The following is a 15,443-nucleotide window of genomic DNA, read 5'->3' as shown; positions in this document are numbered from 1 at the left end:
CCCGCCTGCAGCGCGCCGCCATTGCCGGCGAGCCCACCCAGCCCCTCACGCACCTGGTCGCCACGCTGCCCAGCGTTTTCTCCAGGCGAAAACCGCCGGCCACCGCCAGATAGGCACGCTGCCCGCTGCGGGCGAAGTCCAGGCGCAGGCGCTGCCCGCTGCGCAGCGCAAAGCGCGACCAGTTCGGCCGCGCCTCGCCATCCACACGGACCGGCATGTCCGCGCCGCAGATCGCCAGCCAGGTATCCACTTCGGCCTCGGCTTCGAAATCGCCCAGCGCGATCTCCAGCAGGGGCGTTCCCCAACGATTGCCCAGCAACCGATTGGCCCAGGCTGCGGCGTGCATATCCAGCGGGCCGCTCGGCGAAACGCCAGATGCTGCCAGCCGAAGCGGCCGGCATCCTGCAACAGGCTCAGTGGTCCGCTGCGGAGAACGCGCAGGCCCTTCATCTGCTGGCCTCGGCCTGGAACTGCACGGCATCGATGGCTGGAAGAGCACCCGATCCCCCGGCTGCAGGGGGCACGGCGGCTCCTTCGTGGCGTCGAACAGGCGCCAGGGGCAGCGGCCGAGCAGATGCCAGCCACCCGGCGAGGCCTGCGGATAGATCGCGGTCTGCCGCTCGGCGATCGCCAGCGAGCCCGCCGGAACCGTTGTGCGAGGAGTGGCGCGCCGCGGCAGCACGAGGCGTTGATCGAGCTCGCCGAGATAGGCGAATCCCGGCGCGAAACCGATTGCACCGACGCGATACTCCGTCGCGCAATGCACGGCGATGACCTCCTGCTGGCTCAGACCGCAGGCCCGGGCCACCTCGGCCAGGTCCGCCCCGGCGTACCAGATGGGAATCTCGTGCCGGCGCGGCGGCGATTGCCGTCCGACCTCGGCGGGCCAGCGGGCCAGCAGCGGCGCCAGGCGCTCGGCAACCTGCACATGGTCGGTCAGCAACAGATCGTAGTGCAGCAACAAGGTCGTCCAGCCCGGCACCAGATCGACGAGCCAGGGACCGAGTTCCCGGCGCGCGGCGTCCACCAATGTGGCGATCTGCAGCGGCAACTCCGGATAGGGCTGTTCGGCCAGCACCACCAGCAGCGCCTCGGCGCCAATCGGCTGCAGGCGAATCATGCGGCGTCGAGCAAGGCCCGCAGGCGGCGCAATATTGCCAGCGATTCCGGATTGTCACCGTGCACGCAGAGGCTGTCCGCATGCAGCCGCAGCGGCTTGCCGTCCTGGTCGGCGAACGGCTCGCCCCGGGCGATCGCCAGCGCCTGGTCGAGAATGCGCTGCGGTTCGCGATGCACGGCGTGCTCCAGCCGGCGCGGCGCCAGCTGGCCGTCGGCCTGGTAGGCCCGGTCGGCGAACCCTTCGAACAGCAACGGCACGCCGGCGGCTTCGGCCAGGGCAATCTCCCGCCGGTTGTCCGCCAGCGCCAGCACCATCAGCGGCAGCCCCGGCCGATAGGCCGCGCAGGCCGCAAGCACGGCGGCGAACAGCGCGTCGTCGCGCACCAGGTCGTTGTACAGCGCGCCATGCGGCTTGACGTAGGCGAGCTGGGTGCCGGCAGCACGGCAGAACGCATCCAGCGCACCGATCTGGTAGAGCACCAGCGCCTGTATCTCGGGCATGGAGCAGGCCAGATGGCGGCGGCCGAAGCCCGCGAGGTCCGGATAGGCCGGGTGCGCGCCGATGCTCACGCCATGGCGCACCGCCAGCGCAACGCTGCGCTGCATGGTCAGCGGATCGCCGGCATGGAAGCCACAGGCCAGATTGGCTTGGTCGATCAGCGGCATCGCAAGTTCGTCGTTGCCCATCGTCCAGGCGCCGAAGCTCTCGCCCATGTCGCAGTTGAGCAGTATGCGGTTCGTCATGCCGTAGAGCTTCGGCTTTTGCAGGCTTCGTCGCAACAGGGGAAGTCGTTCAACGGCAAAAGCAGCCCTGAGCAACAAGTTGAAACAATACTGCAAAGCCGCGCCAGCCGGGCGTTTGGCGCAGTTTTCGCATGGTTGCTTTCACCCTGCGATGCAAGCGCCATGTCAATCAGCAATCGCAAATCACTATCATCCGCACCCATCAATAATTATCACGCACAAGGAGATTCGCGGATGCACGCCCCCTACGCCCGCACGGTCCTGGCCGGCGCCATATTGTTCAGCAGCCTGAGCGCGACCGCCCAGACGTCGCCCGTCACCCTGGGCGACACGGTCGTCAGCGCCTCCGGCTTCGAGCAGAAGATCACCCAGGCACCGGCGAGCATCAGTGTGATCAGCCAGCAGGATCTGCAGCAAAAGCGCTACAGCAACCTGGCGCAGGCGCTGGATGACGTCGAGGGCATCGACATTCGCCAGGGTACCGGCAAGACCGGTGGACTGAACATCAGCATCCGCGGCATGCCCAGCGACTACACGCTGATCCTGATCGACGGCAGGCGCCAGAACACGGCCGGCAACGTCACGCCCAACGGCTTCAACGAGACCTCCACCAGTTTCATGCCGCCGATGTCGGCCATCGAGCGGATCGAGGTGATTCGCGGCCCGATGTCGACGCTGTATGGCTCCGATGCCATGGGCGGGGTCGTCAACATCATCACCAAGAAGGTCGCCGGCGAATGGGGCGGCTCGGTCAGCCTGGACCACACCTTCCAGGAAAACCGCGATTATGGTGAAACCAGCAGCACCAGCCTCTACGCCAGCGGGCCGCTGGTCGAGGGCCTGCTCGGGCTCGCGCTGCGCGGCAGCCTCTACGACCGCGGCGAATCGGACCTGTCGTTCGATAACGATAGCCCGGTCAGCAAGCGCGGCGCCTCGCCCGTCGAGGGGCGCAACCACACCCTCGGCGCGCGGCTGACACTGACCCCCGACGAGGCCCATGACATCTCGCTGGATTTCGAGCGCGGCCGCCAGGTGTATAACAATGACGACTGTCAGTTGGGCAGCCTGGACGGCAAGAACGGCGGCAGCGCCACCGACGGGTGCAGCGCGGACGTACCGAGCAAGGCCAACGGCTATGCCGACGAGCTGCGCTTCGAGCGCGACCAGTTCGCCCTCAGCCACACCGGCCGCTTCAGCTTCGGCACCCTGGACAGCAGCCTGACGCACAACACCACGGAAACCATCGGCCGCACGATCCCCGGCCAGCCGATCGGCAGCGCCTACACCGGCTACCCCTCCATCATCGTTGGCGACGATCGCGAGCTGAAATCCACCGACCTGGTTTTCGACACCAAGCTGGTCAGCCCGGTAGGCGACGCCCACGTGCTCACCGTCGGTGGTCAGTACTGGGACGCGGAAGTCACCGATGGAATTGCCGACGACGATTTCCAGCAGACCTCCTGGTCCATGTTCGTCGAAGACGAATGGCACCTGCGCCATGACCTCGCCCTGACGCTCGGCGCCCGCTACGAGGATCATGAGGCGTTCGGTGGCCATGTCAGCCCGCGTGCCTATCTGGTCTGGAACACCACCGACAACTGGACCATGAAGGGCGGCGTCAGCCGCGGCTACAAGACACCGACGCTGAATCAGCTGCATGACGGCATCAGCGGGGTCACAGGCCAGGGCACGATCATCACCATCGGCAGCCCTCACCTGGACCCGGAAATCACCACCAATACAGAATTCGGCGTCTACTTCGACAACCTCTCCGGTTTCAGCGCCAATGCCACCCTGTTCCACAACAAGTTCGACGACAAGATCGACGACGGTACGCCGATCGCCAACTGCTTCTCGGCGAGCAATCCGAACCAACCGGGGTGCATCAGCTTCGGAAGCGGCTTCACCCAGGACGCCTTCGCCCAGAGCGTCAACATCGATGAAGCGGTCACCCAGGGCGTGGAACTGGCCGGTCGCTGGGAGTTCGCGCCCGCCTGGGCGCTGGCGCTGAACTACACCTATACGGACAGCGAGCAGAAGAGCGGTGCCAACAAGGGGGCCCACTGACCAATACGCCGGAGCACCTGGCCCATGCGCGCCTCAGCTGGCAGGCTTCCGACCGCCTGAACCTGTGGTTCAAGGGCGAATACCGCTCAGAGCGGGCGCGCTTCACCGACCGCTACGAGAACCTTACCGCCGCGAACCAGGCCCTGTACGACGCGGCCGGGGACCTGAAGGCTTACGAGGTTTTCCACCTTGGCGGCTCGTTCAAGGCATCGCAGAACGTCACACTCAACGCGACCATCTACAACCTGTTCGACAAGGACTTCACCAAAGGCACCTACTACACCACCGATACCGGTTCGACGGGCTGGGCCTCCGATTACATCCAGTCGGCGGCGGCTACCAGCGGCACACTCGAAGAGGGTCGCCGCCTCTGGCTGTCGGCCAACATCAGCTTCTGACCGACCCGCGCCGCAACGAGCCGGGACATTCCCGGCTTCGTTGTTTATGGCCTACGGCCCGGCGATAGACGCGAATGTATGCTGTTTGTAAATCTTTAGCATTCCAGCGAACAAGCGCCCTAGAATCCGCCAATCCCCCGCACGACAAGGACCACCATGCACCTCTGGCTCGGTACCCTGCGCCAATGGCACTGGATCAGCTCCGCGCTGTGCCTGGTTGGCATGCTGTTGTTCGCGGTCACCGGCATCACGCTCAACCACGCCGGCCAGATCGAGAGCAAGCCGCAGGTGCAAAGCCGTACCGCGCAGCTTCCCGAGCCGCTGCTCGCCATTCTGCAAGCCGAAGTGCCCGAATCAGGCCTGCCCGCCGAACTGAACACGTGGTTGGAGCAGACGCTGGAAATCCGCCTGGCTGGCCGCGAGGCCGAATGGAGCGATGGCGAACTCTACGTCGCCCTGCCCCGTCCCGGCGGCGACGCCTGGCTAAGCCTGAGTACGGAAACCGGCGAACTGGAATACGAGTCGACCGACCGCGGCTGGATCGCCTACTTCAACGACCTGCACAAGGGCCGCCACACCGGCCAGGCCTGGAGCGGGTTCATCGACTTCTTCGCCGTCGCCTGTGTGGTGTTCAGCCTCACCGGCCTGCTGCTCCTGCAACGTCACGCCGGCAACCGGCCCAGCACTTGGCCGCTGGTGGGCCTGGGGCTGGTGATACCGCTGCTGCTGGCGTTGCTCTTCATTCATTAAGGACTGCCCATGCGTAAACGCCTGTTGTTGCCCCTCGCCCTGCTCAGCGCCCCGCTGCACGCGGCGGACCTGCAGCTGGACGTGGAAATCCCGCGTCTGGATGTCGCCGAGTACCACCGCCCCTATGTCGCCATCTGGCTCGAGCGACCGGACCAGAGCCACGTCGCCAACCTGGCGGTGTGGTACGACACCAAGCTCAAGGACAAGGAAGGCGAGAAATGGCTCAAGGATCTGCGTCAGTGGTGGCGCCGCAGTGGCCGCAGCCTGCAGATGCCGGTCGACGGCGTCAGCGGTGCCACCCGTGCCGTGGGCAGTCACAGGCTGCAGTTCTCCGACCGGCAGGCGCCGCTGAAGACGCTGGAAGCGGGCGAGTACCGCGTGGTGGTCGAAGCCGCCCGTGAAGTCGGCGGCCGCGAACTGCTGCGCGTTCCGTTCAGCTGGCCACCGCAGCAGAACGCCGAGCACCAAGCCCAGGGTCAGAGCGAACTGGGCGCAATCACCCTCAAGCTGACCCCATGAACAGGAAGCACGCCATGAAACCCGTCATCAAATGGACCGCCCTGGCGCTCGCCGTCTGTCTGCCGCTGTCGGCCCAGGCCCACCGCGCCTGGATGCTGCCCTCGGCCACCGTGCTCTCCGGCGAAGAGCCGTGGATCACCGTCGACGCCGCCGTCTCCAACGACCTGTTCTATTTCGAGCACTTCCCCCTGCGCATCGCCGGCGTCGGCGCGCTCGACCAGGCCCCGGCCGGCGGTCCGCCCGGCATGCGTCCACGGCCGGCCGCGCAACTGTCGATCCAGGCGCCGGACGGCAGCCGTCTGGAACCGCTCAACGGCAGCATCGGCCGCTACCGCAGCACCTTCGATGTACAGCTGAGCCAGAAAGGCACCTACAAGCTGGCCATCGCCAACAGCGGGCTGTTCGCCAGTTGGAAGGAGAACGGCCAGGTTCGCCGCTGGATGGGCACCCCGGAGAGTTTCGCCAAGGACGTGCCGGCCAAGACCGAGGAACTGAAGGTGACGCAGAACAGCAGTCGCATGGAAGTCTTCGTCACCTCCGGCGCGCCGAGCGAAACCGTGCTCGAACCGACCGGCCAAGGCCTGGAGCTGGCGCCGGTCACCCACCCCAACGACCTGTTCGCCGGCGAAGCGGCAGACTTCGTCTTCCTGCTCGACGGCAAGCCGGCCGCCGATGTCGAGATCAGCGTGATTCCCGGCGGCAACCGCTACCGCGACGAGCTCGGCGAGATCAAGGCGAAGACCGACAAGGACGGCAAGCTCAGCATCACCTGGCCGCAGGCCGGCATGTACTGGCTGGAAGCCGAGCTGACCACCGACAAGGGCGTCAGCAAACCGGCCACCGCGCGCCGCGCCAGCTACAGCGCAACCCTGGAAGTGCTGGCGCCCTGACGCGCCGGCTTGGCCCGAGCCGTGGTGACGGCTCGGGCCAGCCTGCTTCCCTTGCACCGATGAGCCCTTCGTTGCCCTCGCCCCTCTTCGCACTCCTGCGCGGCTGGCCACTGCTCTGCTGCATCGTCATCGCGACCGGCCTGCTCTGGTGGCAGCCAGCGCGGGAAATCAGCGCGGTAGTGGTCGCCACGCTCTATCTCGCCCTGTCGCTGTACTGCTGGCGTGGGCGGCTGCGCCGGCGGCCGGCGGCTGCTGGTCGGACGCAGATGCTGGTCGCCTATGCCAGCCAGGGCGGCCAGGCACAGAGCTTCGCCGAGCGCAGCGCGCAGCAGTTGCGCGCTGCGGGCGTCGAGACGCTGCTGCTGCCGCTCAACGCGCAGGAGCCGAACGACCTGCCGGCCCCGCGCGCCCTGTTCGTCGTCAGCACCTACGGCGAAGGCGAGGCACCGGACAATGCGGCCCGCTTCGAGCGGCGACTCGCCATGGGCGGCGCCCTGAGCCAGCCGCTGGAATACGCTGTGCTGGCCTTCGGTGATCGCCAGTACCGGGATTTCTGCGCCTTCGGCCGCCGCCTCGACGAGCGCCTGCGCCAGCTCGGCGGCATGCCGCTGTTCGACCGCCTGGAGGCCGACCGCGCCGATCCTGGCGTGCTGCGGCACTGGCAACATCAACTCGCCCACCTGAGCGGCGAGAGCAATTTCAGCGACTGGCTGCCGGCACCCTATCAACCCTGGCGCCTGACCGGCCGCCATTGCCTCAACCCCGGCAGTTCCGGTGCGCCGGTACAACTGCTGACCCTGGCGCCGCCGAGCGAGCAGACATCATGGCGCGCCGGCGATATCGTCGAAGTCGGCCCGCGCCACGCGCCCGCGCGCATCGAAGCCTTGTTGCACGATGTGGGCCTCGATCCTCATGCATTGTTCGATGGCCAGAACCTGGCCGCACAGCTGTCCAGAAGGCACCTGCCCGCCACTGGCGACCTGCACGGCCTCGACGCCGAGGCGCTGCTGGCCTTGCCGCCGCTGCCGCACCGCGAATACTCCATCGCCTCGATACCCGCCGACGGCGCCGTGCAGCTGGTGGTACGCGAAGCCTTCCAGGCCGACGGCACTCCCGGGCTCGGTTCCGGCTGGCTGTGCCGCTACGCGGCCATCGGCGAAGAGATCGAGTTGCGCATCCGCAGCAATCCGTCATTCCACGGCCCGGACGCCGCTACGCCGCTGATCCTGATCGGCAACGGCACGGGCATCGCTGGGCTGCGTGCGCACCTGCGCGAACGTGCCGCAAAAACGGGCTCGCGCAACTGGCTGCTGTTCGGCGAGCGCAACGCGGCGCACGATTTCCTCTTCCAGGATGAGTTGGCGCAGTGGCGTGAAAGCGGCCACCTGCAACGGCTGGACCTGGCGTTTTCCCGTGACCAGACGAACAAGCGCTACGTGCAGCACGCCCTGCGCGATGCGGCGGACGAGTTGCGCCGCTGGGTCGCCCAGGGCGCGGCGATCCATGTCTGCGGCAGCCTGGACGGCATGGGTCAGGAGGTGCAGCAGATACTGCTGGGCCTGCTCGGCCAGGCGCAGCTGGAGCAACTGAGCGAACAGGGTCGCTATCGCCGCGACCTGTATTGATGCGCCATGACGACAAAGGCCACCTCGAAGAGCGCAATGCTGTTCACTTAGCGACTCAAGCTGGATGTTGGATCTGTAGGAGCGGGCCACGCCCGCGATTCGCGCGCATGGCCCGCTCCTACAGAGTACTCTCCGCGCTTATCCGAACAGCATTAGCCTCGAAGAGCGGCCTTTGTTTTTTCACGCGTGCGGATCAGAAGTGGAAGTTGGTGCTCAGCAAGGCGGTACGACCCGCCGCGACATGGGCATAGTGGCTGCCGTAGACCTGATCGAAGTAGCGCTTGTCGGTCAGGTTCTGCACGTTCAGCTGCAGGTCCAGGTTCTTGCTCACGCGATAGGCCGCCATCGCATCGTAGCGCCAGTACTCCGGCACCTCGATGTTGTTGGCCGCATCGCCGAAGCGCGAGTCGACGTAGGTGGCGCCGCCACCGATGGTCAGGTCCTGGGTCAGGTTGTAGGTGTTCCAGAAGCTGAAGCTGTGCTTCGGCGTACTGGGCACCTCGTTGCCGTCATACAGACCCTCGACGTAGATCGGACTGGCCCGCGTGCCGATATTGGCGGCACCGGACTTGACCAGTTCGGCATCCAGGTAGGTGTAGCTGGCGAACACCTGCCAGTTGCGGGTGAGCTGGCCGGTGGCGCCCAGTTCCAGGCCATCGACCTGGGTTTCACCGATGCTTTCCTGGAAACCGCTGGCGTTGGTCACCCGCGCGTTGGTCTTCTCGGTGCGGAACAGCGCGGCGGTCAGGCCGAGACGCTCGTCGAAGAAGTCCCACTTGGTGCCGATCTCGTAGTTGCGGTTGCGCTCCGGATCGAGAACCTCGTTGTTCACGCTGAGCGCATCGGAGCCCTCGCCACCGGTCTCGCCAGAGGGGTTGCTGGAGGTCGACCAGGCCGCATAGAGGCTGCCATTGGGCAGCGGATTGAAGACCAGGCCCAGCTGGTAGTTCCAGAAGTGGCTCTTGTTTTCCGGACGGGTCACCACACCGGCAGTGGAGACAGCCTTCTGCGTCGTTTCGTAGTCGTCGTAACGCAGGCCCATGTTCAGTGACCATTGCTCGTTGAACTTCAGCGTATCGAAGACGTAGGCCGCCAGCGTTTCGGTGTCGGTATCGGTCGTCGCCGTGCTGCGCGCGATGCTGCCGGTCCAGGCGTCCTTGGGGCTGGGGTTGTACAGGCTGGTGCAGTCACCGGAGGCCAGATGCGCCGGTGTACAGGTGTTGCCGGCAGCGCCCGGGGTTACCACGTAAGGCCGGTTGTGCACACCCACATCGCTGATCTCCACACCCGTGACCAGGGTGTGCTCGATGCTGCCGGTATCGAAGCGCGCGGTCAGGTCGGTCTGGTTGACCCAGCTCTGGGTGTTGGAGTTGCGGCTCTTGGCCGAACGCGAGACCAGGCCGTTGGGTACGTTGCCGCGCGAGTCGTCCGGGTTGGTGACGACGTAGTCCAGGGTGGTGCGCGCCACGCGGGTGGTGTTGGAAACGGTCAGGTTCTCGTTCAGGTCGTGCTCCAAACGGATCGTGCCGGCATCCGTGGTGCTCTCGCGGAAGTCGCGGCTTTCCAGGCCGTAGAAGTTGTCGCGATCGACCTTGGCCGGCTCGCGGTGCGGGTTGCTCGGCGTGGCCACCGTCAGCGGAATGCCGTAATCGGGCATGTCGTCGGTTTCCAGGTGGTAGTACGACAGCGTCGCCCGGGTCGGCGTATCGAAGCCGAAGGTGATGGTCGGCGCCACACCCCAACGGCTGACGTCAACGCCATCGCGGCCGGCGACGTTGGCCTCGTGCTTCATCAGGTTCAGGCGCCCGGCGACGTTGTCGCCCAGCACGCGGTTGACGTCCAGCGTGTAGCGGCGCGTCTGGTCCGAACCGAGGGTGATGCTGGCGTCGCCGAAATCGCGTTGCTTGGCGGTCTTGCTGATCAGGTTGAGACTGCCGCCGGTGGAGCCGGCGCCGGTGTACGCCGAGCCCGGCCCCTTGCTCACCTCGATGCTTTCGACGTTGAAGATCTCGCGAGTCTGCGAACCCACGTCACGCAGGCCATCGATGAAGGTGTCGCTCTCGGCGTTGAAGCCGCGAATGATCGGCCGGTCGCCCGCCGGGTTGCCGCCCTCGCCGGCACCGAAGGTGATGCCGGAGGTGGTGCGCAACGCGTCGACCAAGGTGAGCGAACCGGTGTCGCGGATCACCTGGTCGGTGATCACAGTGACCGACTTGGGCGTCTCGCGCAGCGGCGCGGTGTACTTCTTCGAGGCGGAGGTATCGGCCTTGTAGCTTTGCTCCTGCTCGCCGATCACGGTCACTTCGTCGAGCGCGACCGGCGCCTCGCCGCGCGCCGCAGCGGTATCGGGCGTGGACTGGGCGATGGAAGGGACGGAGAAAGCGGTAAGCGCAACACCGATAGCCGAAGCCAACACGCGGGGTGGCTGGGCCAGTTCAACAGACTGACGCGACATGGAATGCAGATCCTCAGGAGTTAATGCAACTGCGAATTGCTATTATTAGCGGATGACATTCTGATACATTCTGTCGCATTCTGAAACATCTAAATGCAAACTAATATCATTCGACCTTTCCCTTCTGCCGGTGCCCCATGCTGTTACGCATTGCCAACGTATTTTCCCGCGAAGAAACCGACCGTATCCGCGCTGCGCTGGAACAGGCCGCCTGGCAGGATGGCCGGGTAACGGCCGGCTACCAGTCGGCCAAGGCGAAATACAATCTGCAGCTGGCCGAAGACGACCCGCTCGCCCGTGAAATCGCCGAAGCCATGCTGCAGCGTCTCTGGCAACATCCGCAGTTCATGTCCGCCGCGCTGCCGAGCAAGGTCTTCCCGCCCCTGTTCAACTGCTACACCGCCGGCGGCGAGTTCGGCTATCACATCGACAATGCGGTGCGGCAGGTGCGCAACAGCGCCGAACGCGTGCGCACCGACCTGTCCGCCACACTGTTCTTCAGCGACCCGGAGGAGTACGACGGCGGCGACCTGGTGATCCAGGACACCTACGACACGCAGCGGGTGAAGTTCGCCGCCGGCGACATGGTGCTCTATCCCAGCACCAGCCTGCACAAGGTCGAGCCGGTGACCCGCGGCGCGCGGCTGGCCTCGTTCTTCTGGATCCAGAGTCTGGTGCGCGAGGATGCCCAGCGCACCCTGCTCTACGAGATGGATCAGGCCATCCAGCAGCTGACCACCGATGTCCCCGAGCATCCGGCGCTGGTGCAGCTCACCGGCACCTACCACAACCTGCTGCGGCGCTGGGTCGAGGTTTGATGCGCCATCTTCTGCGCCGCGAGGAAGCTCTCGACACGGCACAACTGGACGACCTTGCCAAGCAGCCGCAGCGGGCGGCACGACTGGTGCTCGGTGCGGCGGCCGCCGGGGAGATCGAAGCGCAGGCGCTGCTCGGCCAGATCCTGCTGCAGGGTCGCGGCATCGAGGCCGACCCGGCGCTGGCACTGACCTGGTTCGACATCGCCGCCGGACGCGGGCATGCCATGGCCTGCAACATGGCCGGGCGTTGCCACGAGCACGGCTGGGGTTGCCTCGCCGATCCGGCGCGCGCCGCCGAGTATTACCGGCGCGCCGCCGACCTGGACCTGGACTGGGGCATGTACAACCTGGCCAACCTGCTGGCCACCGGACGTGGCGTGGTGCAGGACGATGTGTCCGCCTACCGGCTCTATCGCCAGGCCGCCGAGCTTGGCCATGCCAAGTCGATGAACCTCACCGGCCGCTGCCTCGAGGACGGCTGCGGCGTAGCCCGGGATGTGGCCGCGGCACACGCCTGGTATGCACGCTCGGCCGAAGCCGGCGACTTCCGCGGGCAGTTCAGCCATGCCGCCGTGCTGCTCGCGCAAGGCCAATGGGCGCAGGCTCGAGGCTGGCTGGAACAGGCGCTGCAGCTCGGCCACCTCAGGTTCATCGAGACCGCGCTGGCCAGCCTGCAGGCCGCCGCGTTGCCACCGATTACCGATATCGTCGAGGCCTACGCGCAGCGCCGCGACGCGCTACGCGCCGGCCTGCGCTGAACGAAGGGTGGAAACGAAAACGCCCCGCATGGCGGGGCGTTCGTGCAGCGGCTACGGCTTAGATGTAGTAGGCCTTCAGCGGCGGGAAGCCGTTGAATTCCACCGCGCTGTAGCTGGTGGTGTAGGCGCCGGTGGACAGCCAGTACAGGCGGTCGCCGATGGCCAGGTTCAACGGCAGGCCGTACTTGTAGTCCTCGTACATGATGTCGGCGCTGTCGCAAGTCGGGCCGGCGATCACCACTTCCTCCATCTCGCCCTTCTTCTCGGTCCAGATAGGGAACTTGATGGCTTCGTCCATGGTTTCGATCAGGCCGGAGAACTTGCCCACGTCGGTGTATACCCAGCGCTCGACGGCGGTGCGCGACTTGCGTGCCACCAGCACCACTTCGCTGACCAGGATGCCGGCGTTGGCAATCAGCGAGCGGCCCGGCTCGAGAATGATTTCCGGCAGGTCGTCGCCGAAGTCTTCCTTGAGGAAGCGGATGATTTCCTCGGCATAGGTTTCCAGGCTGTTGGTGCGGGTGATGTAGTTGGCCGGGAAGCCGCCGCCCATGTTGATCATCTTCAGCTCGATGCCGTCCTCATCCTTCAGGCGCTCGAAGATTACCTTGACCTTGGCGATGGCGGCATCCCACACGGAGATGTCGCGCTGCTGCGAACCGACGTGGAAGGAAATGCCGTAGGGCACCAGGCCCAGCTGGCGGGCGAGGATCAACAGGTCCATGGCCATGTCGGTCTGGCAGCCGAACTTGCGCGACAGCGGCCAGTCGGCCGTGGTCGAGCCTTCGGTGAGGATGCGCACGTAGACCTTGGAGCCCGGCGCGGCCTTGGCGATGTTGCGCAGGTCGGCTTCGGAGTCGGTGGCGAACATGCGCACGCCCTTCTCGAAGAAGTAGCGGATGTCCTTGGCTTTCTTGATGGTGTTGCCGTAGCTGATGCGCTCCGGGCCGACACCGCGGGCCATGACCTTGTCCAACTCGTAGATCGAGGCGATGTCGAAGCTCGAGCCCTTGTCGCGCAACAGGTCGATGATCTCGACCGCCGGGTTGGCCTTGACCGCATAGTACACCTTGGCGAACTCGAAACCGGCGCGCAGGTCGTCGTAGGCCTGGCTGATGGTGTCGGTATCGATGACGACGAAGGGGGTTTCGTGCTGGTCGGCGAAGGCCTTCATCTTCTGGAAGGTGGCGCGGGGAAAATAGTCTTCGATCTTGACCGTCATGCGTGGACTCCAAAAACGGGAAACAAAAGTCGGATGAGGGATGCGGGCCGCCGGCCCGGACATGAACGCCTGATCAGTTTCCCCACTTTGGTTCGCCTACTTCCCAAGGCATGTCGCCGAGCATCACAGGGGATCTCTCGTCGTCAGTACTTGAGCCGGATGGATCGTTGCCAGCATGGACGTTCGGGCGCGAACTTTAGGACCAAGGGGGGCATAGATCAATCAAAAAAACATCCCGAATGCGCATCCGTTTCGCGTTGTTGTCGATTCAAAACAAAGCGTCATGGAAACTGCACAAATCGGCCATTTTCCGCCGCCGTGCGGACCGCAGGAAATCCATTTACCGCTATAATCGCCGCCTTTTTTGACAGACCGACTACTCGTCGACGGGTTCCTTAATTCCGATGACCACTCAGGCCGCCGAAGTCGCGAAGCGCCGTACCTTCGCTATCATCTCGCATCCCGATGCGGGCAAGACCACCATCACCGAAAAGCTGCTGCTGATGGGCAAGGCGATCGCCGTCGCCGGCACGGTGAAGTCGCGCAAATCCGACCGCCACGCAACCTCCGACTGGATGGAGATGGAGAAGCAGCGCGGCATCTCCATCACCACCTCGGTGATGCAGTTCCCCTACCGCGAGCACATGATCAACCTGCTCGACACCCCCGGCCACGAGGACTTCTCCGAAGACACCTACCGCACCCTGACCGCGGTGGACTCGGCGCTGATGGTGCTCGACGGCGGTAAAGGGGTCGAGCCGCGCACCATCGCCCTGATGGACGTGTGCCGCCTGCGCGATACGCCCATCGTCAGCTTCATCAACAAGCTCGACCGCGATATCCGCGACCCCATCGAACTGCTCGACGAGATCGAGGCGGTACTGAAGATCAAGGCCGCGCCGATCACCTGGCCGATCGGCTGCTATCGCGACTTCAAGGGCGTCTATCACCTGACCGAGGACCGCATCATCGTTTTCGTGCCGGGCCACGGCCATGAGCGAATCGAGACCCAGGTCATCGAGAAGCTGGACTCCGACGAGGCCCGCGCGCACCTGGGCGACATGTACGACGATTTCGTCGAGCAACTGGAACTGGTCCAGGGCGCCTGCCACGAATTCGACAAGGACGCCTTCCTGCGCGGTGAGATGACCCCGGTGTTCTTCGGCACCGCGCTGGGCAACTTCGGTGTCGACCATGTGCTCGACGCCGTGGTCGACTGGGCGCCGATGCCGCTGGCGCGCGTCGCCAACGAGCGTACGGTGGAGCCGGTCGAGGAGAAGTTCTCGGGCTTCGTGTTCAAGATCCAGGCGAACATGGACCCCAAGCATCGCGACCGCATCGCCTTCATGCGCATCTGCTCGGGCAGGTACGAGAAGGGTATGAAGATGCGCCACGTGCGCATCAAGAAGGACCTGAAGATCGCCGACGCGCTGACCTTCTTCTCCAGCGAACGCGAGATGCTCGAGGAAGCCTGGGCCGGCGACATCATCGGCCTGCACAACCACGGCACCATCCAGATCGGCGATACCTTCAGCGAAGGCGAGGTGCTGGGCTTCACCGGCATCCCGCACTTCGCCCCGGAGCTGTTCCGTCGCGTACGCCTGAAGGACCCGCTGAAGTCCAAGCAGCTGCGCCAGGGCCTGCAGGAACTGGCCGAGGAAGGCGCCACCCAGGTGTTCTTCCCCGAGCGCAACAACGACATCATCCTCGGCGCGGTGGGCGTGCTGCAGTTCGACGTGGTCGCCAGCCGCCTGAAGGAGGAATACAAGGTGGAATGCGCCTACGAGGCGATCAACGTCTGGTCGGCGCGCTGGATCGAGTGCGATGACAAGAAGAAACTCGAGGACTTCAAGAACAAGGCCTTCGAGAACCTCGCCATCGACGGCGGCGGCCACCTCACCTACCTGGCGCCGACCCGGGTCAACCTGGCGCTGATGGAGGAACGCTGGCCCGAAGTGAAATTCCGCGCCACTCGCGAGCACCACTGACGGCACAAACATGTAGCCAGCTTGCTGGCGATCAGGGCTTGCACCCCTTGCGGGAGGCGGCACGCTGAAGGAAGCTAGCCGCCTTCCCGC

10 protein-coding genes and 3 pseudogenes are annotated in these 15,443 nt (G+C 65.3%); 8 read left to right on the top strand and 5 right to left on the bottom strand.

Translation table 11 applies throughout. From position 1 onward, the window contains the following. The 3 genes and pseudogenes from BAY1663_RS05250 to BAY1663_RS05240 form a co-directional block, all read right to left on the bottom strand. Window positions 1-450 (bottom strand): annotated as a pseudogene (locus BAY1663_RS05250) (allophanate hydrolase); the annotation flags it as partial. 40 nt (window positions 451-490) lie between these two features. Beyond that, window positions 491-1,120, bottom strand: a pseudogene (pxpB, locus tag BAY1663_RS05245) (5-oxoprolinase subunit PxpB); the annotation flags it as partial. Beyond that, a complete protein-coding gene (locus BAY1663_RS05240; protein ID WP_037038382.1) occupies window positions 1,117-1,863 on the bottom strand; it encodes a 5-oxoprolinase subunit PxpA in 747 nt (248 codons plus the stop codon). The gene BAY1663_RS05240 and the pseudogene pxpB, both read right to left, overlap by 4 nt. A gap of 234 nt (window positions 1,864-2,097) precedes the next feature. On the opposite strand from BAY1663_RS05240, the pseudogene BAY1663_RS05235 reads away from it, so the two are divergent. The 5 genes and pseudogenes from BAY1663_RS05235 to BAY1663_RS05215 all read left to right on the top strand — a co-directional run bounded on the left by BAY1663_RS05235 (window position 2,098) and on the right by BAY1663_RS05215 (window position 8,112). Beyond that, a pseudogene (locus BAY1663_RS05235) lies at window positions 2,098-4,328 on the top strand (TonB-dependent receptor domain-containing protein). Between the two features lie 156 nt (window positions 4,329-4,484). Next, window positions 4,485-5,078 carry a PepSY-associated TM helix domain-containing protein gene (locus BAY1663_RS05230; RefSeq protein WP_037038381.1) on the top strand — a complete coding sequence of 198 codons (594 nt, stop codon included), beginning with the start codon at window positions 4,485-4,487 and terminating at the stop codon, window positions 5,076-5,078. A 9-nt stretch (window positions 5,079-5,087) separates the two neighbouring features. Then, window positions 5,088-5,597 carry a DUF2271 domain-containing protein gene (locus tag BAY1663_RS05225; RefSeq protein WP_037038380.1) on the top strand — a complete coding sequence of 170 codons (510 nt, stop codon included), beginning with the start codon at window positions 5,088-5,090 and terminating at the stop codon, window positions 5,595-5,597. A 14-nt stretch (window positions 5,598-5,611) separates the two neighbouring features. Then, the gene (locus BAY1663_RS05220; protein ID WP_037038379.1) at window positions 5,612-6,487 is read left to right on the top strand and encodes a DUF4198 domain-containing protein; all 876 of its coding nucleotides are present in this window, start codon (window positions 5,612-5,614) and stop codon (window positions 6,485-6,487) included. 71 nt (window positions 6,488-6,558) lie between these two features. Further along, complete coding sequence (locus BAY1663_RS05215; protein ID WP_037038378.1) at window positions 6,559-8,112, top strand: sulfite reductase subunit alpha; 1,554 nt, start codon at window positions 6,559-6,561, stop codon at window positions 8,110-8,112. A gap of 193 nt (window positions 8,113-8,305) precedes the next feature. Here the strand turns inward: BAY1663_RS05215 and BAY1663_RS05210 are convergent, their stop codons facing one another. Continuing rightward, a complete protein-coding gene (locus BAY1663_RS05210) occupies window positions 8,306-10,567 on the bottom strand; it encodes a TonB-dependent siderophore receptor (RefSeq protein WP_037038377.1) in 2,262 nt (753 codons plus the stop codon). A gap of 137 nt (window positions 10,568-10,704) precedes the next feature. On the opposite strand from BAY1663_RS05210, the gene BAY1663_RS05205 reads away from it, so the two are divergent. Together BAY1663_RS05205 and BAY1663_RS05200 are read left to right on the top strand one after the other, a co-directional pair. Further along, on the top strand, window positions 10,705-11,385 hold the full coding sequence (locus BAY1663_RS05205) for a Fe2+-dependent dioxygenase (RefSeq protein ID WP_037038376.1): 681 nt from the start codon (window positions 10,705-10,707) through the stop codon (window positions 11,383-11,385). Beyond that, window positions 11,385-12,143, top strand: a complete 759-nt coding sequence (locus tag BAY1663_RS05200; RefSeq protein WP_037038375.1) for a tetratricopeptide repeat protein — start codon at window positions 11,385-11,387, stop codon at window positions 12,141-12,143. The genes BAY1663_RS05205 and BAY1663_RS05200 overlap by 1 nt, the downstream gene beginning before the upstream one ends. Window positions 12,144-12,201: 58 nt before the next feature. Here the strand turns inward: BAY1663_RS05200 and BAY1663_RS05195 are convergent, their stop codons facing one another. After that, a complete protein-coding gene (locus BAY1663_RS05195; protein ID WP_037038374.1) occupies window positions 12,202-13,365 on the bottom strand; it encodes a type III PLP-dependent enzyme in 1,164 nt (387 codons plus the stop codon). Between the two features lie 404 nt (window positions 13,366-13,769). Here BAY1663_RS05195 and BAY1663_RS05190 point away from each other — a divergent pair, with 404 nt between their 5' ends. Beyond that, a complete protein-coding gene (locus BAY1663_RS05190; protein WP_037038373.1) occupies window positions 13,770-15,353 on the top strand; it encodes a peptide chain release factor 3 in 1,584 nt (527 codons plus the stop codon). Window positions 15,354-15,443: the final 90 nt, after the last annotated feature.

The sequence above is a fragment of the Pseudomonas sp. BAY1663 genome (assembly GCF_000582595.1).
GTDB classification, from domain to species: Bacteria; Pseudomonadota; Gammaproteobacteria; order Pseudomonadales; family Pseudomonadaceae; genus Stutzerimonas; species Stutzerimonas stutzeri_AF.
Note: the sequence above shows the minus strand (reverse complement) of the source record. Positions and strands in the feature narration are given on the sequence as shown.

Excerpts from the sequence above, each read along its gene's own strand:
- BAY1663_RS05240 (WP_037038382.1), bottom strand. The coding sequence starts at position 1,863 with ATGACGAACCGCATACTGCTCAACTGCGACATGGGCGAGAGCTTCGGC.
- BAY1663_RS05230 (WP_037038381.1), top strand. The coding sequence starts at position 4,485 with ATGCACCTCTGGCTCGGTACCCTGCGCCAATGGCACTGGATCAGCTCC.
- BAY1663_RS05225 (WP_037038380.1), top strand. The coding sequence starts at position 5,088 with ATGCGTAAACGCCTGTTGTTGCCCCTCGCCCTGCTCAGCGCCCCGCTG.
- BAY1663_RS05220 (WP_037038379.1), top strand. The coding sequence starts at position 5,612 with ATGAAACCCGTCATCAAATGGACCGCCCTGGCGCTCGCCGTCTGTCTG.
- BAY1663_RS05210 (WP_037038377.1), bottom strand. The coding sequence starts at position 10,567 with ATGTCGCGTCAGTCTGTTGAACTGGCCCAGCCACCCCGCGTGTTGGCT.
- BAY1663_RS05205 (WP_037038376.1), top strand. The coding sequence starts at position 10,705 with ATGCTGTTACGCATTGCCAACGTATTTTCCCGCGAAGAAACCGACCGT.
- BAY1663_RS05200 (WP_037038375.1), top strand. The coding sequence starts at position 11,385 with ATGCGCCATCTTCTGCGCCGCGAGGAAGCTCTCGACACGGCACAACTG.
- BAY1663_RS05195 (WP_037038374.1), bottom strand. The coding sequence starts at position 13,365 with ATGACGGTCAAGATCGAAGACTATTTTCCCCGCGCCACCTTCCAGAAG.
- BAY1663_RS05190 (WP_037038373.1), top strand. The coding sequence starts at position 13,770 with ATGACCACTCAGGCCGCCGAAGTCGCGAAGCGCCGTACCTTCGCTATC.